Annotated in this window: 23 protein-coding genes; 17 read left to right on the top strand and 6 right to left on the bottom strand. The window is 60.6% G+C overall.

Features of this window, described 5'->3' with window-relative positions; all coding sequences use genetic code 11:
- Nucleotides 1–50: 50 nt before the first annotated feature.
- Nucleotides 51–566 carry a murein L,D-transpeptidase family protein gene (locus tag CAF74_RS16505; protein ID WP_085747016.1) on the bottom strand — a complete coding sequence of 172 codons (516 nt, stop codon included), beginning with the start codon at nt 564–566 and terminating at the stop codon, nt 51–53.
- 102 nt (nt 567–668) lie between these two features.
- Nucleotides 669–1,220, bottom strand: a complete 552-nt coding sequence (locus CAF74_RS16510; protein ID WP_085747017.1) for an NUDIX hydrolase — start codon at nt 1,218–1,220, stop codon at nt 669–671.
- A 147-nt stretch (nt 1,221–1,367) separates the two neighbouring features.
- On the opposite strand from CAF74_RS16510, the gene CAF74_RS16515 reads away from it, so the two are divergent.
- The 5 genes from CAF74_RS16515 to purT all read left to right on the top strand — a co-directional run bounded on the left by CAF74_RS16515 (nt 1,368) and on the right by purT (nt 4,722).
- Nucleotides 1,368–1,967, top strand: a complete 600-nt coding sequence (locus CAF74_RS16515) for a CoA pyrophosphatase (RefSeq protein ID WP_039769535.1) — start codon at nt 1,368–1,370, stop codon at nt 1,965–1,967.
- Nucleotides 1,968–2,014: 47 nt separating this feature from the next.
- The gene (locus CAF74_RS16520; protein ID WP_007954617.1) at nt 2,015–2,539 is read left to right on the top strand and encodes a gamma carbonic anhydrase family protein; all 525 of its coding nucleotides are present in this window, start codon (nt 2,015–2,017) and stop codon (nt 2,537–2,539) included.
- The gene (locus tag CAF74_RS16525) at nt 2,536–2,745 is read left to right on the top strand and encodes a DUF1289 domain-containing protein (RefSeq protein WP_085747018.1); all 210 of its coding nucleotides are present in this window, start codon (nt 2,536–2,538) and stop codon (nt 2,743–2,745) included. The genes CAF74_RS16520 and CAF74_RS16525 overlap by 4 nt, the downstream gene beginning before the upstream one ends.
- A gap of 227 nt (nt 2,746–2,972) precedes the next feature.
- Nucleotides 2,973–3,440 (top strand): preQ0 transporter, encoded by a 468-nt coding sequence (locus tag CAF74_RS16530; RefSeq protein WP_007954619.1) that lies wholly within the window; start codon nt 2,973–2,975, stop codon nt 3,438–3,440.
- A gap of 100 nt (nt 3,441–3,540) precedes the next feature.
- Entirely contained in the window at nt 3,541–4,722 is a 1,182-nt protein-coding gene (gene purT / locus CAF74_RS16535; RefSeq protein ID WP_039769540.1) for a formate-dependent phosphoribosylglycinamide formyltransferase, read from the top strand.
- Between the two features lie 47 nt (nt 4,723–4,769).
- On the opposite strand, the gene CAF74_RS16540 is transcribed toward purT, so the two are convergent.
- The 3 genes from CAF74_RS16540 to CAF74_RS16555 form a co-directional block, all read right to left on the bottom strand.
- On the bottom strand, nt 4,770–6,086 hold the full coding sequence (locus tag CAF74_RS16540; protein WP_085747019.1) for an MFS transporter: 1,317 nt from the start codon (nt 6,084–6,086) through the stop codon (nt 4,770–4,772).
- Nucleotides 6,087–6,321: 235 nt separating this feature from the next.
- Nucleotides 6,322–7,563 (bottom strand): transporter associated domain-containing protein, encoded by a 1,242-nt coding sequence (locus tag CAF74_RS16550; RefSeq protein ID WP_085747020.1) that lies wholly within the window; start codon nt 7,561–7,563, stop codon nt 6,322–6,324.
- Nucleotides 7,564–7,575: 12 nt separating this feature from the next.
- Entirely contained in the window at nt 7,576–8,388 is an 813-nt protein-coding gene (locus CAF74_RS16555) for an inner membrane protein YpjD (protein WP_007954625.1), read from the bottom strand.
- Nucleotides 8,389–8,597: 209 nt separating this feature from the next.
- Between CAF74_RS16555 and ffh the strand changes: the two genes are divergently transcribed.
- The 6 genes from ffh to CAF74_RS16585 all read left to right on the top strand — a co-directional run bounded on the left by ffh (nt 8,598) and on the right by CAF74_RS16585 (nt 12,673).
- Nucleotides 8,598–9,974, top strand: coding sequence for a signal recognition particle protein (gene ffh, locus CAF74_RS16560; protein WP_007954627.1), 1,377 nt, complete (start codon nt 8,598–8,600; stop codon nt 9,972–9,974).
- A gap of 249 nt (nt 9,975–10,223) precedes the next feature.
- Nucleotides 10,224–10,475, top strand: a complete 252-nt coding sequence (rpsP, locus tag CAF74_RS16565; RefSeq protein WP_003198088.1) for a 30S ribosomal protein S16 — start codon at nt 10,224–10,226, stop codon at nt 10,473–10,475.
- A 5-nt stretch (nt 10,476–10,480) separates the two neighbouring features.
- Entirely contained in the window at nt 10,481–11,017 is a 537-nt protein-coding gene (gene rimM / locus CAF74_RS16570; protein ID WP_007954628.1) for a ribosome maturation factor RimM, read from the top strand.
- A gap of 3 nt (nt 11,018–11,020) precedes the next feature.
- On the top strand, nt 11,021–11,773 hold the full coding sequence (gene trmD / locus CAF74_RS16575; protein WP_085747021.1) for a tRNA (guanosine(37)-N1)-methyltransferase TrmD: 753 nt from the start codon (nt 11,021–11,023) through the stop codon (nt 11,771–11,773).
- 45 nt (nt 11,774–11,818) lie between these two features.
- Nucleotides 11,819–12,169: a 50S ribosomal protein L19 gene (gene rplS, locus CAF74_RS16580; RefSeq protein ID WP_003175895.1), complete on the top strand. Its 351-nt coding sequence runs from the start codon at nt 11,819–11,821 to the stop codon at nt 12,167–12,169.
- 90 nt (nt 12,170–12,259) lie between these two features.
- Nucleotides 12,260–12,673, top strand: a complete 414-nt coding sequence (locus CAF74_RS16585; RefSeq protein ID WP_011332614.1) for an acyl-CoA thioesterase — start codon at nt 12,260–12,262, stop codon at nt 12,671–12,673.
- Between the two features lie 117 nt (nt 12,674–12,790).
- Here CAF74_RS16585 and CAF74_RS16590 read toward each other — a convergent pair whose 3' ends face one another.
- Nucleotides 12,791–14,599, bottom strand: coding sequence for a sodium:proton antiporter (locus CAF74_RS16590; RefSeq protein ID WP_085747022.1), 1,809 nt, complete (start codon nt 14,597–14,599; stop codon nt 12,791–12,793).
- A gap of 107 nt (nt 14,600–14,706) precedes the next feature.
- Between CAF74_RS16590 and xerD the strand changes: the two genes are divergently transcribed.
- The 6 genes from xerD (at nt 14,707) to CAF74_RS16620 (ending at nt 21,449) form a co-directional block, all read left to right on the top strand.
- Nucleotides 14,707–15,603, top strand: a complete 897-nt coding sequence (gene xerD, locus CAF74_RS16595; RefSeq protein WP_085609146.1) for a site-specific tyrosine recombinase XerD — start codon at nt 14,707–14,709, stop codon at nt 15,601–15,603.
- A 143-nt stretch (nt 15,604–15,746) separates the two neighbouring features.
- On the top strand, nt 15,747–16,478 hold the full coding sequence (gene dsbC / locus CAF74_RS16600) for a bifunctional protein-disulfide isomerase/oxidoreductase DsbC (protein ID WP_007954633.1): 732 nt from the start codon (nt 15,747–15,749) through the stop codon (nt 16,476–16,478).
- 131 nt (nt 16,479–16,609) lie between these two features.
- The gene (locus tag CAF74_RS16605; protein ID WP_018926703.1) at nt 16,610–17,914 is read left to right on the top strand and encodes a homoserine dehydrogenase; all 1,305 of its coding nucleotides are present in this window, start codon (nt 16,610–16,612) and stop codon (nt 17,912–17,914) included.
- Nucleotides 17,915–18,023: 109 nt separating this feature from the next.
- The gene (thrC, locus tag CAF74_RS16610; RefSeq protein ID WP_085747023.1) at nt 18,024–19,433 is read left to right on the top strand and encodes a threonine synthase; all 1,410 of its coding nucleotides are present in this window, start codon (nt 18,024–18,026) and stop codon (nt 19,431–19,433) included.
- Between the two features lie 119 nt (nt 19,434–19,552).
- Complete coding sequence (locus CAF74_RS16615) at nt 19,553–20,923, top strand: transporter substrate-binding domain-containing protein (protein ID WP_085747024.1); 1,371 nt, start codon at nt 19,553–19,555, stop codon at nt 20,921–20,923.
- A gap of 118 nt (nt 20,924–21,041) precedes the next feature.
- A complete protein-coding gene (locus tag CAF74_RS16620) occupies nt 21,042–21,449 on the top strand; it encodes a response regulator (RefSeq protein WP_085747025.1) in 408 nt (135 codons plus the stop codon).
- The last annotated feature ends 155 nt before the right edge of the window (nt 21,450–21,604 follow it).

Raw genomic sequence — 21,604 nt, forward strand, 5'->3', positions numbered from 1 at the left:
GGAGAAAGGGCCGCTTCGCGGCCCATTGCAACAACTGCCTGGTTACGGAATCAGGGGCGGATTTCGATCATCGTGCCGTCCGGCACCAGGTTCCAGACTTCGCGCATGTCGACGTTGCGCATGGCGATGCAGCCATCGGTCCAGTCCAGGGTATGGAACAGTTGTTCCGGGTTGTCTTCGGAGTCCGGCGTGCCGTGGATCATGATCATGCCGCCAGGCTCGACGCCTTCGCGGCGGGCGCGGGCGGAGTCGCTGATGTTCGGGTAGGAGATGTGCATCGACAGGTTGAATTTGTCGCTGGTCTTGCGCCAGTCGATCCAATAGAAACCTTCCGGTGTGCGCTTGTCGCCCTCAATCAGCTTCGGGCCTTTTTTCGCGCCCTTGCCCAGGGAAATGCGATAGCTCTTGAGTGGCTTGCCGTCGGCGATCAACTGCAGCTGATGGGCCGATTTGAGCACCAGTACTTTTTCGATGACCGGGGTGTTCGAAGGCGTCACGGTGGTCACGAATGACGCTTGGGAGACGGTGACGAACGACAGGCAGAACAGGGCAAGCAACCAGCGCATTGAAACGATTCCCCAGAAATGAAGCAGATACTTTATTTATAGATAGTGTGCAGGCGCTGTCGCGGGCTGCGTTAGCCGGTTATCGGCCGGCCGCCGTCGAAATCAAGTAATGGCCGGTTGAGTGAGCGGCGGGATCGATTCGGAGCGAACCGGATAGACCTCGACGCGCCGGTCAGCGAAGAAACATTCCAAAGTACGGCCCACCGTACGGAAAGCCAGCTCGTCCCACGGAATGTCTTCCTCGTCGAACAGTTGCACTTCCAGGCTTTCGGGGCCGGCGGCGAAGTCCAGATCCGCCAGCTCGGCGCGGAAAAACACATGCACCTGACTGATATGTGGCACGTCGATCAGGGTGTAGATGCTCAGGTTGCGCACCCGGGCGCAGGCTTCCTCGGCGGTTTCGCGAATGGCGGCCTGTTCAATGGTCTCGCCGTTCTCCATGAACCCGGCGGGCAGCGTCCAGTAACCGAGGCGTGGCTCGATGGCGCGGCGGCACAGCAGGACTTTGGTGCCCCAGGTCGGCACGCAACCGGCCACGATATTGGGGTTCTGGTAGTGAATCGTCTGACAGCTGTCGCAGACGAATCGCAGCCGCGAGTCGCCTTCGGGAATGCGCTGGGTCACCGGGTTGCCGCACTGGCTGCAAAATTTCATGCTGGGGTTCCTGAATGCTGCGCCTATCTTGGCGTGCAGCGGTGTCAGTCGGCAAGTTGTCGTTTCGCGACATGACCGCCGTTCGGGGCTTGGGCGGTCGCAATGATTGGTGCATGATGCAGGGTAAGGCACCGATCGAGAACACTTATGCTGGACGAGCTACTGCACCGGGTAAGCAATCACACGCCGCGCACGCTGGAGACCGACACGCGTTTCCCCGAGGCCGCTGTCCTGGTGCCGATTACTCGCAGTGACGAACCCGAACTAGTCCTCACCCTGCGCGCCAGCGGGCTCTCGACCCACGGCGGCGAAGTCGCCTTCCCCGGAGGACGACGCGATCCCGAAGACCCGGACCTGGTGTTTACCGCGCTGCGTGAAGCCGAAGAGGAAATCGGCCTGCCGCCAGGACTGGTCGAAGTGATCGGTCCGCTCAGTCCGCTGATTTCCCTGCATGGCATCAAGGTCACGCCGTATGTCGGGGTGATTCCCGATTTTGTCGAATACCAGGCCAATGATGCCGAGATTGCTGCGGTGTTCAGCGTGCCGCTGGAGTTCTTCCGCAAGGATCCGCGCGAACACACCCATCGCATCGACTATCAGGGTCGCAGTTGGTACGTGCCGAGCTACCGTTACGGCGAATACAAGATCTGGGGGCTGACGGCGATCATGATCGTCGAGTTGATCAACCTGCTCTATGACGCCAGAATCAGCCTGCATCAGCCGCCTAAAAGCTTCATCAATACCTGAAGCCATCGCTCGAATGGCCAGCCATCGTGAGCCCTGAGGAAAACAAGATGAAATACCGCCTGGGCGACGCCCGTGTCGAAACCCATCCGCAGAGCTGGGTCGCCCCCAATGCCGTGCTGGTGGGCAAGGTCAAACTGGAAGAGGGCGCCAACGTCTGGTTCAACGCCGTGTTGCGCGGCGACAACGAACTGATCCTGATCGGCAAGAACAGCAACGTGCAGGACGGCACGGTGATGCACACCGACATGGGCTATCCGTTGACCATCGGCACCGGCGTGACCATCGGCCACAACGCCATGCTCCACGGCTGCACGGTCGGCGACTACAGCCTGATCGGCATCAACGCCGTCATCCTCAACGGCGCGAAAATCGGCAAGAACTGCATCATCGGCGCCAATTCGCTGATCGGCGAAGGCAAGGAAATTCCTGACGGTTCGCTGGTGATGGGCTCGCCGGGCAAGGTCGTGCGCGAACTCACCGAGCCGCAGAAGAAGATGCTCGAAGCCAGTGCCGCGCACTATGTGCATAACTCCCAGCGCTATGCGCGCGATCTGGTCGAGCAGGAAGAATGACAACCCCGGAAAGACCTGTCGCCTCGCCGTGCGTGAGCATTTGCGCGCTGGACGAAGACGACATTTGCACCGGTTGCCAGCGTACGGTCGAGGAGATCACTCGCTGGAGCCGGATGACGAATGATGAACGCCGGGTTGTCCTCGGGCTCTGTCATGAGCGGGCGAAGGCCAGTGGGCTGGTCTGGATGTTGCCGCCAAAATCGTGATCATTCTGAGAGTGCCCTCACCCTAACCCTCCCCCAGAGGGAGAGGGGACTGACCGAGGTGTCTTTCGCTATACGCCGACCTGAGCCATCGAGTCGAACTCAAGATTTGAAAAGCCCCCGATCTGCTCCCTTTCCCCCTCGCCCCCTTGGGGGAGAGGGTTGGGGTGAGGGGTGGCTCTTGATCTTCGGGTCCAGTAACCTGTGCGCCAAATTGACAGGTCACGCCCATGATTTTCCTCATCGCCTACATCAGCAGCGTCGTGCTGATCAACTTCGCCTTCTCCACCGCGCCGCACCTGGACATCATCTGGTCGGCCTGGGGTGGGCTGGTGTTCGTGCTGCGCGACATGGTGCAGATCCGCTTCGGCCACGGCGCGATTGTGGCGATGCTGGCGGCGCTGGTGCTGTCCTATGTCACGTCCGATCCGTCGATTGCACTGGCCAGCGCCACGGCATTCGCGGTCTCCGAATGCATCGACTGGCTGGTGTTCACCATCACCAAGCGCCCGTTGCGCGACCGCTTGTGGATCAGCTCGGCGCTGAGCATTCCCCTCGATACCTTCATCTTCTTCGGCATGATCGACCTGCTGACGCCGCCGGTGCTCATCACCGCGCTGGCCTCGAAGTTCGCCGGTGTGACTGCGGTCTGGCTGATCATGGCCTGGCGCGAACGCAAACAGGCTGTCGCCGGCTGAAGCCAAACCCTCAGGTTCATGTAAAATGCCGCGCTTTCTCCCCATGGAAAGCGCGTCTGGCGTTGCTTTCCTCGATGATCCGCTTCTTTGAGGACCTGAGATGACCCGTATCGGAACTCCATTGTCGCCGACCGCGACCCGCGTATTGCTGTGTGGCTGTGGTGAGTTGGGCAAAGAAGTGGTGATCGAGCTGCAACGCCTGGGCGTTGAAGTGATCGCCGTTGACCGTTACGCCAATGCGCCGGCCATGCAGGTTGCCCATCGCAGCCACGTGATCAACATGCTCGACGGCGCCGCCCTGCGTGCAGTGATCGAAGCCGAGAAGCCGCACTTCATCGTGCCGGAAATCGAAGCCATCGCCACCGCGACTCTGGTCGAACTGGAAGCCGAAGGCTTCACCGTGATCCCGACCGCTCGCGCCGCGCAACTGACCATGAACCGCGAAGGTATCCGTCGCCTGGCCGCCGAAGAGCTGGACCTGCCGACTTCGCCGTACCACTTCGCCGACACCTTCGAGGATTACAGCAAGGCCGTTCAGGACCTGGGTTTCCCATGCGTCGTAAAACCGGTGATGAGTTCGTCGGGCAAGGGCCAGAGCCTGCTGCGCAGCGCCGATGACGTGCAGAAAGCCTGGGATTACGCCCAAGAGGGCGGTCGCGCCGGCAAAGGTCGCGTGATCATCGAAGGCTTCATCGATTTCGACTACGAAATCACTCTGCTGACCGTGCGTCATGTCGGCGGCACGACGTTCTGTGCGCCGGTCGGCCACCGTCAGGAGAAGGGCGACTATCAGGAATCCTGGCAGCCACAGGCCATGAGCCCGGTGGCGCTGGCTGAATCCGAGCGCGTTGCCAAAGCCGTGACCGAAGCGTTGGGTGGTCGTGGCCTGTTCGGTGTCGAGCTGTTCATCAAAGGCGATCAGGTGTGGTTCAGCGAAGTGTCGCCGCGTCCGCACGACACCGGTCTGGTAACCCTGATTTCCCAGGACCTGTCGCAGTTCGCCCTGCACGCCCGGGCGATCCTCGGCCTGCCGGTGCCACTGATCCGTCAGTTCGGCCCATCGGCCTCGGCGGTGATCCTGGTGGAAGGTCAGTCGACCCAGACCGCATTCGCCAACCTCGGGGCTGCGCTGAGCGAGCCGGATACCGCGCTGCGTCTGTTCGGCAAGCCTGAAGTCAACGGTCAGCGCCGCATGGGTGTTGCACTGGCCCGTGACGAGTCGATTGAAGCCGCTCGCGCCAAGGCGACCCGTGCTTCCCAGGCGGTCGTTGTAGAGCTGTAATCTCGCAACCTGATCGCTCCCGCATCGGGCGGGAGCGATCAGGGCATTTACGACACCTGATTCAAATCGTTATTACGCGTTTCCTTCAGGCACAGCACAGCGATCAAGCTGAGCACCGCGGCCGCCGACACATACCCGCCGACGTAACTCAAACCACCCATCGCCACCAGTTTCTGCGCGAAGAACGGCGCCGCTGAGGCTCCGACAATGCCGCCGAGGTTGTAGGCTGCCGATGCACCGGTATACCGGACATGCGTCGGAAACAGTTCCGGCAGCAGCGCACCCATCGGGGCGAATGTCACCCCCATCAGAAACAGCTCGATGCACAGGAACAGCGCCACGCCCCAGGTCGATCCCTGAGTCAGCAGCGGCTCCATCAGAAACCCGGAGAGAATTGCCAACACACCGCCGACGATCAGCACCGGCTTGCGCCCGTAACGGTCACTTGCCCACGCCGACAAAGGCGTGGCAGCCGCCATGAACAGCACCGCAAAGCACAGCAGCCCGAGGAATGTCTCGCGGCTGTAACCCAATGTGGATACGCCGTAGCTCAGGGAAAACACCGTCGAGATGTAGAACAGTGCGTAGCAGACCACCATGGCGGCGGCGCCCAGCAGCGTCGGTGCCCAGTATTGGCTGAACAGCTCGACCAGCGGAACTTTCACTCGCTCCTGACGGGCGATGGCATTGGCGAACACCGGGGTTTCGTGGAGTTTGAGGCGCACGTACAGCCCGACCATCACCAGCACGGCGCTGAGCAGGAACGGAATCCGCCAGCCCCAGCTGCGGAACTGTTCGTCATTGAGCGTCATGGCCAAGGACAGGAACAGACCATTGGCGGCCAGAAAGCCAATCGAAGGGCCGAGCTGCGGGAACATGCCGAACCACGCCCGTTTACCTTTCGGGGCGTTTTCGGTGGCCAGCAGCGCCGCGCCGCCCCATTCGCCACCCAATCCCAGGCCCTGGCCGAAGCGCAGCACGCAAAGCAGGATCGGCGCCCAGGCCCCGATGCTGTCGTAACCCGGCAGCACGCCGATCAGCGTGGTGCAGACACCCATCAGCAGCAGCGAAGCCACCAAGGTCGATTTGCGCCCGATCCGGTCACCGAAGTGGCCGAACAGCGCCGAACCCAAAGGTCGGGCGAGGAAGGCGATGCCGAAGGTCAGGAATGCCGAGAGCATCTGCGCCGTGCCGGAAGTCTGCGGGAAAAACACCGGCCCGATCACCAGCGCAGCGGCGGTGGCGTAGACGTAGAAATCGTAGAACTCGATGGCCGTGCCGATGAAGCTCGCCGTGGCCACGCGGGTGGCGGAGTTGGTCGGTTGGGCAGGCGTGGTGTCGCTGTAAGCGGTACTGGTCGTCATGCGGTGATCCCTGACAGTCATGAGCTCCGTTGGAGCGAATTATTATGGTCGAACACCCAGGGATGTGGGATGAGGCGCGATCGCTGCTTCAGGTAGGAACAGTCGTCGGTGTGATGCGGATATTGCCAATGAACCGGCCGGAATTTGTCGGGTGCGGGGTAAGCACGCGGTTCGGCGGGGCTTGGGTAAGCACCGCGATTATAGGAAGGTGGCTAACGATTGAACAAGGGGCTGTCTAGCGCGCCGTGGCCAGCGCCGGGGCCGAAGTGGTGTGCCAGATCAGGACTTTGCTCACCCGGTTCTCCTCGGTTTCGAGAATCTCCAGCCGGTAGCGGCCGATCTTCAGGCAGACCGCGCTTTCCGGGATGGTTTCCAGCGCTTCGGTCACCAGGCCATTGAGCGTCCGGGGGCCGTCGCTGGGCAGGTGCCAGCCCAGGCATTTGTTCAGCTCGCGGATCGACGCCGCGCCATCGATCACCATGCGGCCATCGGCTTGCGGGTGGATGTGCGGGTTGTCGAGGCTGTGCTCGCTTTCGAATTCGCCGACGATTTCTTCGAGAATATCTTCCAGGGTGACGATGCCGAGGACTTCGCCGTACTCGTCCACCACCATGCCCAGACGCCGCTGCTGCTTGTGGAAGTTCAGCAGTTGCAGTTGCAGCGGGGTGCTTTCAGGGACGAAATACGGCTCGTAACTGGCCGCCAGCAACGCTTCGCGGGTCAGGCTGCCATTGTCCAGCAGGTGACGGATCTGCCGGGTGTTGAGCACCGCTTCGACCTGATTGATATCGCTGTGGAAGACCGGCAGGCGAGTGCGCCGGTTCTTGCGCAATTGCTCGATGATTTCTTCGATCGGATCGTCGAGGTTGATGCCGTCGACATCGCTGCGCGGCACCAGAATGTCGTTGACCGTGATGTTGTCCAGCGCATGGATGCCTGAAACCGGGTGTGGGCGCACCGGATGATCCGGGTCGTCATGACGCTCCGTCGGCACATCATCTTCGCTCTGTTGCACCACCTGGGCCTTGCGAATGAACGGGCGCATCAGCAAAGCACTGATGCGGCTGAGCAACCAGGCAAGCGGGTAAACCACCTTCAGCGGGACCGCCAGCAGCGTATTGCCGAACGCCAACACCGCATCCGGATAACGCTGGGCGAGGGCGCGGGGGAAATAGTCGGCAAAGACAAGCAGCAGGGCGCCGGCACCGAGGCAAGCCGCCCAGGGGCCGTTTTCTTCGCAGAGAAAGATTGCCAGCAGCGTGGCCAGAATGACGGCGAGGGCGCGGCACAGGGTATTGCAGAGGATCAGGCTTTCGAGCGGGAAACTGAGCTTTGCCAGCGGCTTGTCGCTGGCGCGGGAGGCGGTGCGTTGCGCGAGCAGGTGCTGTTGCGCCGCTTCGACGGCGGTAAACAGCCCCGACCAGAGAATCAGCAGAACAAATACCGCGAGCATCGGCCCTATGGGCAAACCGTCCATTTATGCCGCCCGTCAGATGTGCAGGATGTATTCACGAACCAGTTTGCTGCCGAAATACGCGAGCATCAGCAGGCAGAAACCGGCGAGGGTCCAGCGGATTGCCTTGTGCCCGCGCCAGCCGAGCCGGTTACGGCCCCACAGCAGGACGCTGAACACGATCCAGGCCAGGCAGGCCAGCAGGGTTTTATGCACCAGGTGCTGGGCAAACAGGTTCTCGACGAACAGCCAGCCGGAAATCAGCGACAGCGACAGCAGCGTCCAGCCGGCCCAGAGGAAGCCGAACAACAGGCTTTCCATGGTCTGCAGCGGCGGGAAATTCTTGATCAGCCCGGACGGGTGCTTGTGCTTGAGCTGGTGATCCTGCACCAGCAGCAACAAGGCCTGAAACACCGCAATGGTGAACATGCCATAGGCGAGGATCGACAGCAGAATGTGCGCGAGAATGCCCGGTTCTTCATCGATGACCTGCACCGTGCCGGTCGGCGCGAATTGCGCCAGCAGCACCGTGATTGCACCCAGCGGGAACAGCAGCACCAGCAGGTTTTCCACCGGGATCCGCGAGCAGGCCAGCAGGGTCAGGGCAATGACGGCCGCCGCAATCAGGCTGGAAGCGCTGAAGAAATCCAGGCCCAGACCGATCGGCGTCAATAAATGGGTGAGCAGGCTGGCGCTGTGGGCCAGCACGGCGAGGACGCCGAGCGAGACCAGCAGGCGCTTGTTGGCCTTGGCGCCAGTGGCCAGGCGGGTGCCCTGATAGAGAGTCGCAGCGGCGTAAAGAAGGGCGGCGGCGAGGGTGGTCAGCAAACTCGGTGACAAGGGGAGCATAAATCCTGTTAGGCAAGCCCGAAAGGGGCTGAGTTTGGCATAGAACCGCCATTGCACGAAAGACCGGCAAGCTGACAGCGAGGTGTCCGCCAGACGCAGTCTTCGCTATAATCCGCGACCTGCCCACGCCGCAGGCTCGCCGAGCACATGTTGATTCCGGTCTGGGCCGCCATTATCCCGGTCTACACAGGGCCTGAAAGGATCGCGCAATGTTTGAAAACTTAACCGACCGTCTCTCGCAGACGCTGCGCCATGTCACCGGCAAGGCGAAACTGACCGAGGACAACATCAAAGACACCCTGCGCGAAGTGCGCATGGCGTTGCTCGAAGCCGACGTCGCCCTGCCGGTGGTCAAGGACTTCGTCAATTCGGTCAAGGAACGCGCTGTCGGCACCGAGGTGTCGCGCAGCCTGACGCCGGGCCAGGCGTTCGTGAAGATCGTCCAGGCCGAACTCGAAAGCCTGATGGGCGCGGCCAACGAAGACTTGAACCTGAGCGCCGTGCCGCCTGCCGTCATTCTGATGGCCGGTCTGCAGGGTGCGGGTAAAACCACCACCGCCGGCAAGCTGGCGCGCTTCCTTAAAGAGCGCAAGAAGAAGTCGGTCATGGTCGTGTCGGCGGACATCTACCGTCCTGCTGCTATTAAACAGCTGGAAACCCTGGCCAACGACATCGGCGTGACGTTCTTCCCGTCCGACCTGAGCCAGAAGCCGGTCGATATCGCCAACGCGGCTATTAAAGAAGCAAAACTGAAATTCATCGACGTGGTCATCGTCGACACCGCCGGTCGTCTGCACATCGACGAAGAGATGATGGGCGAGATCAAGGCGCTGCACGCCGCGATCAATCCGGTTGAAACCCTGTTCGTGGTCGACGCCATGACCGGTCAGGACGCGGCCAACACGGCCAAGGCCTTCGGTGATGCACTGCCGCTGACCGGTGTGATCCTGACCAAGGTCGACGGTGATGCCCGTGGCGGTGCCGCGCTGTCCGTTCGCGCAATCACCGGCAAGCCGATCAAGTTCATCGGTATGGGCGAGAAGAGCGAAGCGCTCGATCCGTTTCACCCCGAGCGTATCGCTTCGCGGATCCTCGGCATGGGCGACGTGCTCAGCCTGATCGAGCAGGCTGAAGCGACGCTCGACAAGGACAAGGCCGACAAGCTTGCTAAAAAGCTGAAGAAGGGCAAGGGCTTCGACCTCGAAGACTTCCGCGATCAGCTGCAACAGATGAAGAACATGGGCGGCCTAGGTGGGCTCATGGACAAACTGCCGAACATCGGCGGCGTCAATCTCTCGCAAATGGGCAACGCCCAGAACGCCGCAGAGAAGCAGTTCAAGCAGATGGAAGCCATCATCAACTCCATGACCCCGGCCGAGCGCCGCGACCCTGAGCTGATCAGTGGTTCGCGCAAGCGCCGGATCGCCATGGGTTCCGGCACCCAGGTGCAGGACATCGGTCGCTTGATCAAGCAGCACAAGCAGATGCAGAAGATGATGAAGAAATTCTCCGCCAAGGGCGGAATGGCGAAAATGATGCGCGGCATGGGCGGTATGTTGCCCGGCGGCGGCATGCCAAAGATGTAAAGACTTCGCCGGTCGTCGCACCGGCGCAGACCCTGCAAGGACGCAGGATCAACAGCAAACCCGCACTCGGCGGGAGCTGACCGGCCGTTTTGAACGACGGCCCCATATGCAAATCTGCACGGCATGCCACAGGCGCCGGAAAAAGTCATTTGCAAAAGTCCGGATATTCCTTAGAATATGCGGCCTTTCGGGCACCCATGCCCGCTGTGCATTTAGATTTGCAGCACCGACTACAGGAACGATGTTCACATGCTAACAATCCGTCTTGCCCTTGGCGGCTCCAAAAAGCGCCCGTTTTACCACCTGACCGTAACCGACTCCCGCAACCCGCGTGACGGTTCCCACAAAGAACAGGTTGGTTTCTTCAACCCTGTTGCCCGTGGTCAGGAAGTTCGTCTGTCCGTGAACCAAGAGCGCGTTGCCTACTGGCTGAGCGTTGGTGCACAGCCTTCTGAGCGTGTTGCTCAGTTGCTGAAGGAATCTGCCAAGGCTGCAGCCTGAGCAGTATGAGCGCGACGCCAGAAAAAGCTGATGACCTGATCGTTGTCGGCAAGATTTTTTCGGTTCACGGCGTTCGCGGCGAGGTGAAGGTCTTTTCCTTTACCGATCCGATTGAAAACCTGTTGAACTACCGCAACTGGACGCTTCGGCGCGAAGGCGTGGTAAAGCAGGTCGAGCTGGTCAGCGGCCGATCCACTCAAAAGGATCTGGTTGCCAAGCTCAAAGGCCTCGACGATCGCGATGAAGCCCGTCTTCTGAGTGGTTACGAGATTTGCATCTCGCGAAGCCTTTTGCCCAACCTGACTGGCGATGAGTACTACTGGTACCAGTTGCAGGGTCTGAGTGTCATCAACCAGAACGAAGAATTCTTCGGCAAGGTTGATCACCTGTTGGAGACCGGCGCGAACGATGTATTGGTGGTCAAGCCCTGCGTCGGCAGCCTGGATGATCGCGAGCGGTTGTTGCCCTATACGGAGCAATGCGTGCTGGCAATCGACCTGGAAGCAGGCGTGATGAGGGTGGAATGGGACGCGGACTTCTAAGCAATGGCCAGCCTGCGCGTAGACGTCATTACGCTGTTTCCCGAGATGTTCTCGGCCATCAGTGAGTACGGCATTACCAGTCGTGCGGTCAAACAGGGGCTCTTGCAGCTGACCTGTTGGAATCCGCGGGATTACACGACGGATCGGCATCACACTGTGGACGATCGCCCGTTTGGCGGTGGTCCGGGCATGGTGATGAAGATCAAGCCCCTGGAAGATGCTCTGGTTCAGGCCAAGGCAGCAGCCGGGGAGGCGGCGAAGGTGATTTACCTGTCCCCCCAAGGCCGTCAACTGACTCAGTCGGCGGTACGCGAACTGGCTAAATCGGATGCGTTGATCCTGATTGCCGGTCGCTATGAAGGCATTGACGAGCGTTTTATTGATGCTCATGTCAATGAAGAGTGGTCGATTGGTGACTATGTGTTGTCTGGCGGCGAGCTGCCGGCCATGGTCATGATCGATGCGGTTACACGACTGCTGCCCGGAGCTTTAGGGCATGCGGATTCCGCTGAGGAAGATTCCTTTACGGATGGTCTGCTGGATTGCCCGCACTACACCCGACCTGAGGTGTATGCGGATCAGCGTGTTCCCGACGTGTTGCTGAGTGGCAATCACGCGCATATCCGGCGTTGGCGTTTACAGCAGTCCCTTGGTAGGACCTATGAACGACGCGCCGATCTTCTGGAAAGCCGCTCGCTTTCTGGAGAAGAGAAGAAGCTGCTCGAGGAATACATCCGCGAGCGGGACGATAGTTAACAACGTATCGATGGTAGATCAGACGATTTACCTTAGGAGCACAGCATGACCAACAAAATCATCCTTGCACTCGAAGCAGAGCAGATGACCAAAGAAATCCCTACCTTTGCCCCGGGCGACACCATCGTCGTTCAGGTGAAAGTGAAGGAAGGCGATCGTTCCCGTCTGCAAGCGTTCGAAGGCGTTGTAATCGCCAAGCGTAACCGCGGCGTGAACAGTGCGTTCACCGTTCGTAAAATCTCCAACGGTGTTGGCGTAGAACGTACTTTCCAGACCTACTCCCCGCAGATCGACAGCATGGCTGTTAAACGTCGCGGTGACGTACGTAAAGCCAAGCTGTACTACCTGCGCGACCTGTCGGGTAAAGCAGCTCGCATCAAGGAAAAACTGGCTTAAGTCCAGCTTCCGATGCAGAAAAAAGCAGCCTACGGGCTGCTTTTTTGTTGCCCGCAATTTATCCACAGCATTCCGTTCCAGGCCTGACCCATGACCCCTCGCGAGCAAGAAATCGAACGCCGCACCGAACTCTCGGTGACCCGCGTGACCAAGGCGGTTTTCCCGCCGACCACCAATCACCACAACACCCTGTTCGGCGGCACCGCACTGGCCTGGATGGACGAAGTGTCGTTCATCACCGCCACGCGGTTTTGCCGTTTGCCGCTGGTGACCGTGTCGACCGATCGCATCGACTTCAATCACGCGATCCCGGCAGGATCCATCGTCGAGCTGGTCGGGCGGGTGATCAAGGTTGGCAACACCAGTCTCAAGGTCGAGGTGGAAGTGTTCGTCGAAAGCATGAGCTGTGACGGGCGTGAGAAGGCCATTCACGGGCAGTTCAGCTTTGTTGCCATTGATGATGACAAGCGTCCGGTGCCGGTGCTGCCGGGTTTCGCGGCCTGATCCAGCACCGAGCCGCGGCATTCGCGGGCAAGCCCGCTCCCACAGATTTTGTGTTGTCCGCTGATGTTGTGTTCGACACGGACACTGTGGGAGCGGGCTTGCCCGCGATTTGTTCTATCAGGCGCTGCCACTCTCCGGCTGAATCAGCGCCAGCAACGTCCACCCCGGTCCCGGCTTCAACACGGTTTCCGGTGTCACGACATGCACCCAGCCGCTGTCATCGCGCATGAACAGCAGCGTCGCGCGGTTGCCATGCAGCGCCCGGTAATCGTCCCAGCCGAACCCGTCCGTCAATGTCGTGCTGTACAGGTCGGCGCCCTGGCCCAATTGGCTGGCGAGTCTGGCGTAAGTCAGCGCCTCGCTCCCCAGTTGATTGCCGCGATGTTCGAGGCTGGCGCGGTGCTTGTCGCTGCGTCGGCTCTCCTGACCACTGGCCAGTCCGAACAATCGTTGATGACCAAAGTCATGGCGAAAGCGCATGGCCGCCAGCGTATTGAGTTCGCCCGACGGTGACAGCGCCAGCAGATGCCCCAGTCCGACCAGGTCCAGATGCGCATCGGCATGCTGCGAAGCCGGATTGCCAAAGTAGGTCGGCAAGCCATCCATGCGCGCCGCGCGGATGTTCTCCCAGCTTGAATCCGTCAGCAGCACCCGGCTGCCCAGCTGTTGCAGCGACTTGCCGAGCAGGCGCGCAGGCCCGTTCGCCCCGACGATCAGGAAGCCGCTGGGCGCTGGTTCCGCAACTTTCAACAGTCGGGCCAGTGGCCGGGCAGTCGCGCTTTGCAGTACGACGGTGCCGATGATCACCGCGAAGGTCAGCGGCACCAGCAACAATGCACCTTCATGGCCCGCTTCATCCAGGCGAATCGCAAAGATCGCCGAGACTGCCGCCGCGACGATCCCGCGCGGGGCAATCCAGCACAACAATGCACGCTCACGCCAGCTCAGACCCGAACCGGCGGTACTTAGCACCACGTTCAGCGGTCGGGCGATCAACTGGATCACCAGCAACAGAATCAGCACCAGCGGCCCGAGACTGATCAAAGCGTTCAGATCCAGTCGCGCCGCCAATAGAATGAACAGCCCGGAAATCAGCAGCACGCTGAGGTTTTCCTTGAAGTGCAGGATATGCCGCACGTCCACGCCCTTCATGTTCGCCAGCCACATGCCCATCAGCGTCACCGCCAGCAGCCCGGATTCGTGCATCACCTGGTTGGCGGCGATGAATATCCCCAGCACCGCGGCGAGCGATGCCAGATTGTGCAAATACTCCGGCAGCCATTGGCGCCGGATGATCGTGCCGAGCAGCCAGCCACCGGCGACGCCGAACGCACTGCCGCAGGCAATCACCCCGCCGAATGTCAGCAGGCTCTGTTCCAGGCCATTTCCTTCGGACCGAGCAATGATGAAGCTGTAGACCACCACCGCCAGCAGCGCGCCGATCGGGTCGATCACAATCCCTTCCCAGCGCAGGATGTTGGCGATCGAAGCCTTCGGCCGCACCACGCGCAGCATTGGCACGATCACGGTCGGGCCAGTAACCAGGGTCAGGCTGCCGAACAGGATGGCGAGCAGCCAGTCGAAGCCCAGCAGCCAGTGGGTCGCGACCGCAATCACTATCCAGGTCGAGAGCGCTCCGATGGTGACCAGGCGATGCACGACGCTGCCGATCTCGCGCCATTCCGACAGGTGCAGGGTCAGGCTGCCTTCAAACAGAATCAGCGCCACCGCCAGCGACACCAGCGGCATCAGCAGCGGGCCGAACATTTCCTGCGGGTCGAGCCAGCCCAGCACGGGGCCCGCCAGAATGCCGGTCAGCAGCAGAAACAGAATCGCCGGCAGTTTCAGGCGCCAGGCAAGCCATTGGCAGCCCAGCGCGGCGGCACCGATACCACCGAAAGCCAACAGAATTTGCTGCTCGTTCATTGAAGCTCCCTGTTCCTTGAAATAGCGGGCTATGAAAGACTAGCGGCCATTTCAACCGTTCACTCTTTATTTGCGCGCAGTGCCAAGCCTGCGTGTCTTGAGCGCCCATGCCTGCCATCGACCACCCACTGATCGACCAGTTTCTCGACGCCCTCTGGCTGGAAAAAGGTCTCTCCGACAACACTCGCGACGCCTACCGCAGCGATCTCGCGCTGTTCAACGGCTGGTTGCAGGACAAAGGTCTCGAGCTGATCAATGCCGGTCGCGAACTGATCCTCGACCACCTGGCCTGGCGTCTGGAACAGAACTACAAACCTCGCTCCACCGCGCGATTTCTCTCCGGTGTGCGTGGCTTTTATCGCTACCTGCTGCGGGAAAAACTGATTTCGGTCGATCCGACCTTGCGCGTGGATATGCCGCAACTCGGTCGGCCATTGCCCAAATCCTTGTCGGAAGCCGACGTTGAAGCTTTGCTGAAGGCACCAGACCTGAGCGAAGCCATCGGCCAGCGCGACCGCGCCATGCTCGAAGTCTTGTATGCCTGCGGGCTGCGGGTGACCGAGCTGATCAGTCTGACTCTGGAACAGGTCAACCTGCGTCAGGGCGTGTTGCGGGTGATGGGCAAGGGCAGCAAGGAGCGGTTGGTGCCAATGGGCGAGGAAGCGATTGTCTGGGTCGAGCGCTACCTGCGCGACGGTCGCGGCGAACTGCTGGGCGGGCGCCCCAGCGATGTGCTGTTTCCCAGCCAGCGCGGCGAGCAGATGACCCGCCAGACCTTCTGGCACCGTATCAAGCATCAGGCCAAGGTCGCCGGCATTGGTAAATCGCTGTCGCCGCACACCTTGCGTCACGCGTTTGCCACACACCTGCTCAACCATGGCGCCGATTTGCGGGTGGTGCAGATGCTGTTGGGCCACAGCGACCTGTCGACCACGCAGATCTACACTCACGTCGCCCGGGCACGTTTGCAGGATCTGCATGCCAAACATCACCCGCGCGGCTGAGCGCCATTTGTCTTGCGACAGGCGCATTCGGCCACGGGAGCCTTATGTGGTAGGCTTTGCCGGTTTGCACGATGGGCGGTTATGACCCGGTGTTCCGGCACGGGCGTTCTGATCGTTCCATTTGTCCGCCTTCAGGAGTTCTCATGCGTCTGACCCAGATTTTCGCCGCTGCAGCCATTGCGTTGGTCAGCACCTTTGCCGTCGCCGATGACGCGGCCGACAAAGCGATTCGCCAAAGCCTGGAAAACCTCCAGCTCGACGTGCCGGTGGACACCATCACCGCCAGCCCGCTGCCAGGCCTGTATGAAGTCAAGCTCAAGGGCAGCCGCGTGCTCTACGCCAGCGCTGACGGCCAGTACATCGTTCAGGGCTACATGTTCCAGCTCAAGGACGGCAAACCGGTCAACCTGACCGAGAAGACCGAGCGCCTGGGCATTTCCAAACTGATCAATGCGATCCCGGTGGCCGAGACCGTGGTTTACCCGGCCGTGGGCGAAACCAAGTCGCACATCACCGTTTTCACCGACACCACGTGCCCGTATTGCCACAAGCTGCACGCCGAAGTGCCTGAGCTGAACAAGCGCGGCATCGAAGTGCGTTACGTGGCGTTCCCGCGCCAGGGCCTCGGCTCGCCGGGTGACGAGCAACTGCAAGCGGTGTGGTGCTCGAAAGACAAGAAAGCCGCCATGGACAAAATGGTCGATGGCAAGGAAATCAAGGCCGCCAAGTGCGAGAACCCGGTTTCCAAACAGTTCGCCCTAGGCCAGTCGATCGGTGTGAACGGTACGCCGGCCATCGTTTTGGCTGACGGACAAGTCATTCCGGGCTACCAGCCTGCGCCACAAGTCGCCAAACTGGCGCTGGGCGCGAAGTAATTCGCATCGTCACGCCCTGGTGTGACGAGCGTGGTCCGGCGGCAGGATTGCCGGGCCATCAACAGAGAGCCGCGAACCTGCGGTTGTTTTCACGGCCGGCCTCGTGTCGGCCGTTTTATGGGGAGTTCACAGTGAAACCGGTCAAAGTAGGCATCTGTGGGTTAGGGACCGTCGGTGGCGGAACCTTCAACGTACTTCAGCGCAACGCCGAGGAAATTGCTCGTCGTGCCGGGCGTGGAATCGAAGTGGCACAAATTGCCATGCGCACGCCAAAGCCTCAGTTCCAGACGACCGGTATTGCGATTACCAACGATGTCTTCGAAGTGGCCACGAACCCTGAGATCGACATCGTCATAGAGCTGATGGGCGGCTATACCGTTGCCCGCGAGCTGGTACTCAAGGCCATCGAGAATGGCAAGCATGTGGTCACCGCGAACAAGGCTCTGATTGCCGTTCACGGTAATGAAATTTTCGCCAAGGCACGCGAGAAAGGCGTGATCGTGGCATTCGAAGCGGCGGTCGCCGGCGGCATTCCGGTGATCAAGGCGATCCGTGAAGGCCTGTCCGCCAACCGTATCAACTGGGTCGCCGGGATCATCAACGGCACCGGTAACTTCATCCTCACCGAAATGCGCGAGAAGGGTCGCACCTTCGAAGACGTGCTGGCCGAGGCGCAAGCGCTGGGCTACGCCGAAGCCGACCCGACCTTCGACGTCGAGGGCATCGACGCCGCGCACAAGCTGACGATCCTGGCATCGATCGCGTTCGGTATTCCGCTGCAGTTCGACAAGGCTTACACCGAAGGCATCACCAAGCTGACCACCGCCGACGTGAACTACGCCGAAGCGCTGGGCTACCGCATCAAGCACCTGGGCGTGGCACGCAGCACCGCCGCCGGCATCGAGCTGCGCGTACACCCGACGCTGATCCCGGCCGATCGTCTGATCGCCAACGTCAACGGCGTGATGAACGCGGTGATGGTCAACGGTGACGCTGCCGGTTCGACCCTGTTCTACGGCGCCGGCGCCGGCATGGAGCCGACTGCTTCGTCGGTGATCGCGGATCTGGTGGACGTGGTTCGCGCCATGACCTCCGACCCGGAAAACCGCGTGCCGCACCTGGCCTTCCAGCCGGACTCGCTGTCGGCCCATCCGATCCTGCCGATCGAAGCCTGCGAAAGCGCCTACTACCTGCGCATCCAGGCCAAGGACCATCCGGGTGTACTCGCTCAGGTGGCGAGCATCCTCTCGGAGCGCGGCATCAACATCGAGTCGATCATGCAGAAGGAAGTCGAGGAACACGACGGCCTGGTGCCGATGATCCTGCTGACCCACCGCGTGCTGGAGCAGCACATCAACGATGCGATCGCCGCCCTCGAAGCGCTGGCGGGCGTGGTCGGTCCGGTTGTGCGGATCCGCGTCGAGCACTTGAACTAAACAGAAACAGCTGCAAGCTTCGAGCTGCAAGCAGCAAGAGAAAAGCAGTCCGGCTTTTACTTGAAGCTTGTAACTCGTAGCTTGAGGCTCAAACCGAAGGTTTGCCCCTATGCGTTACATCAGTACCCGCGGCCAGGCACCGGCCCTGAATTTCGAAGACGTCCTGCTGGCCGGTCTTGCAACCGACGGCGGTCTGTACGTCCCGGAAAACCTGCCACGTTTCACCCAGGAAGAAATCGCTTCCTGGGCCGGCCTGCCGTATCACGAGCTGGCTTTCCGCGTCATGCGCCCGTTCGTCACCGGCAGCATTCCGGACGCCGATTTCAAAAAGATTCTTGAAGAAACCTACGGTGTGTTCGCCCACAACGCCGTTGCGCCGCTGCGTCAGCTGAACGGCAACGAATGGGTGCTGGAGCTGTTCCACGGCCCGACCCTGGCGTTCAAGGACTTCGCCCTGCAACTGCTCGGTCGTTTGCTCGACTACGTGCTGGAAAAGCGCGGCGAGCGCGTGGTCATCGTCGGCGCCACCTCCGGTGACACCGGTTCGGCCGCCATCGAAGGCTGCAAGCACTGCGAAAACGTCGACATCTTCATCCTGCACCCGCACAACCGTGTGTCCGAAGTGCAGCGTCGGCAGATGACCACCATTCTCGGTGAGAACATCCACAACATCGCCATCGAAGGCAACTTCGATGACTGCCAGGAAATGGTCAAGGCCAGCTTCGCCGACCAGAGCTTCCTCAAGGGCACCCGTCTGGTGGCAGTCAACTCGATCAACTGGGCGCGGATCATGGCCCAGATCGTTTACTACTTCCACGCAGCGCTGCAATTGGGCGGCCCGGCGCGTTCGGTGTCGTTCTCGGTGCCGACCGGCAACTTCGGCGACATCTTCGCCGGTTACCTGGCGCGCAACATGGGCCTGCCGATCAACCAGTTGATCGTCGCCACCAACCGCAACGATATCCTGCACCGCTTCATGAGCGGCAACCAGTACGTCAAGGAAACCCTGCACGCCACGCTGTCGCCGTCGATGGACATCATGGTCTCGTCGAACTTCGAACGCCTGCTGTTCGACCTGCACGGTCGCAACGGCGCGGCGATTGCCGGGCTGATGGATTCGTTCAGGCAGGGCGGCGGCTTCAGCGTCGAACAGGAACGCTGGACCGAGGCACGCAAACTGTTCGACTCGCTGGCTGTGGACGATGCGCAAACCTGCGAAACCATCGCCGAAGTCTACGAACAGACCGGGGAAGTGCTGGATCCGCACACCGCCATCGGCGTGAAGGCCGCTCGTGAATGTCGTCGCAGCCTGGACATCCCGATGGTGATTCTGGGCACGGCGCATCCGGTCAAGTTCCCGGACGCGGTGGAGAAAGCCGGTGTAGGAAAAGCTCTCGAACTGCCTGCACATCTTTCTGATTTGTTTGAGAGAGAAGAGCGCTGCACTGTGCTGGCGAACGAGCTCAAAGCCGTACAAGCCTTTGTCAGCCAGCATGGCAACCGCGGCAAGCCTCTTTAAGACCGCAAAGCTGTCACATTTTGAAGCCCGTCTCCTGACGGGCTTTCTTGTTTTTGCATGCCACACTGCGCGCGTTTCGCCCACGAAGGACGGGCGAGTCGATGACGAAGGATGTGGCAATGCGGTTTTTTTCAGGATTGAAACCAGCCCTGTGCTGGTTGTTTTTATCGGGGAGCTTCGGGTTGTCACCGTGGGTCGAAGCCGCCCATCTGGCGAGACACCCCGACACGGTGGAGGCTATTCAGCCCATCGAGCTGGATGAGCATGAGCGTCAGTGGATTCGAGATAACCCTCGTGTGACCGTCGCCTCTGTGCAATACCCGTTGTATCTGTTTCAGGACGAACATGGCCAATGGAGCGGCCTGAACAACGATGTGCTCAAGCACATCAGCGCCATGACCGGATTGCAGTTCGTTCATCAGGAATCGTTTTCCACCGACCACATGTTGGAACGGCTCCAGAGTGGCGTGGCCGACATCAGCACGACGTTGGCAATGAACGAGGAGCGCAAGGCATTTCTGGACTTCAGTCACGCGTTCGGCGGTGCAGGGTGGGTGTTCGTCGGTCATTCAGGCGAACCGGCAATACGGTCGCTCGAGATGCTGTCCAAGCGAGTCCTGGTGCTGCCGGCCCGGCATGCGCTGGAGGACGGCATTCGACGCGACTACCCATCGATCCCGATTCGTTCGGTCAAGACCTATGCTGAGGCTCGGGCGCTGGTGGAAAGTGGCGAGGCCTATGCCACCATCGAAAACGAGATCGGCGCTCAGCTGTTTCCCTCCGGCCTGCTCAAGGTCGGTGGTCTCGTGGAGGGCAAGTGGGAGGCCGACCATCTGGCAGTACGCAAAGGGTTGCCCGAGCTGGTGAGCATCCTCAACAAGGCATTGGGCGCCTTCTCCGCGGCGGAGCTTCGTTCCATGCGCCTGAAGTGGCTGGATGGCGTCTCTCCTACGCCGACACCCTCGATCGGCTCGCTCCTGATCAAGTGGGGTTGCTGGGCGATGGGCGGGCTTGGCGTGTTCGGGCTATTGCCTTTGATGTGGAACCGTCGACTGGCGGCAGAAGTGAAGCAGCGACGGGCAGCCGAAAAGAATCTGGGTGATCAACTGGCCTTTCAACATGCATTGATCGATGCGATGCCCGACCCCGTGTTCGTGCGCGATCTGCAGGGTCGGTTGATCATGTGCAACCGCAGTTACGAAGATGCGCTGTCGGTCCGGCAGGAGCAGGTGCAGGGCCGGATGCTGTTCGAGTTCGATGCACTTCCACAGGCCACGGCATTGATGCTGCACGACGAATTCATGGCGCAGCTGGGTACGCGTAAAACACGCTTCAGCAAGCGGCAACTGATGTTCAAGAGCGGCCCCCGTCAGATCTATCAATGGACGGTGCCGTTTTACAGTGTCGATGGAAAACTGCGAGGCCTGCTCGGGGGCTGGACGGACATCACCGAGCGGCGGAAGGAGAGCGGGTGTCGATGTCTGCATTAAAGATGGGAAAAGTCCTATAAGCAGCGATTCCTTTTCTGATGGGAGGCTTAGGACCACTGCCCTAGAGTGACAGGCCACTGCGGCGTGAATCCGCGATTGTCGCTCCAGAGGTCGTCCCATGCGCTCGCTCAAGATCCTGATTCTAGAACCCAATCCGTTCCAGCTGATGGCGTTGCACCAGATGCTCAACGCCATTGGTATCTACGATGTTCTGACCGCACCGTCGCTGGGCTCGGCAAAGCGCTCACTGGAACGTCGCGGAGCCGTCGACATCACCCTGTGCAATCCACAATTGCAGAACGGTGACGGGCTGGCGCTGATCCGGCATATGGCCGACCGGCAGGAAGCACGTGCACTGATTCTGCTGGGGGCTGTGGCACCCACCCTGCTGGACGATCTGGAAACCTTGCTGGGCGAGCACCGGATCATATTGCTGGGCCGCCTGCACACTCCCGTTTCGGCGGTATTGATGAGGGCACTGCTGGACACCTACATGACCATCCCCAGGCATTCCGTCGACGCTTGACCCCCACGGTTATTTTTCTGTCATCTTCACCATGCATGCTCCGATAGGCCGGTGACGCTCCGGGAGAGGCCGGTGACAAGCAGAACTTTCTTCTCGGGCCGGTGGTCATTTACTGTGAACACGCCCCAGACACTGTGTTTTCGGACTATTGAGTG

It is taken from the genome of Pseudomonas sp. R45(2017), assembly GCF_002112305.1.
Taxonomy (GTDB): Bacteria; Pseudomonadota; Gammaproteobacteria; order Pseudomonadales; family Pseudomonadaceae; genus Aquipseudomonas; species Aquipseudomonas paraglycinae.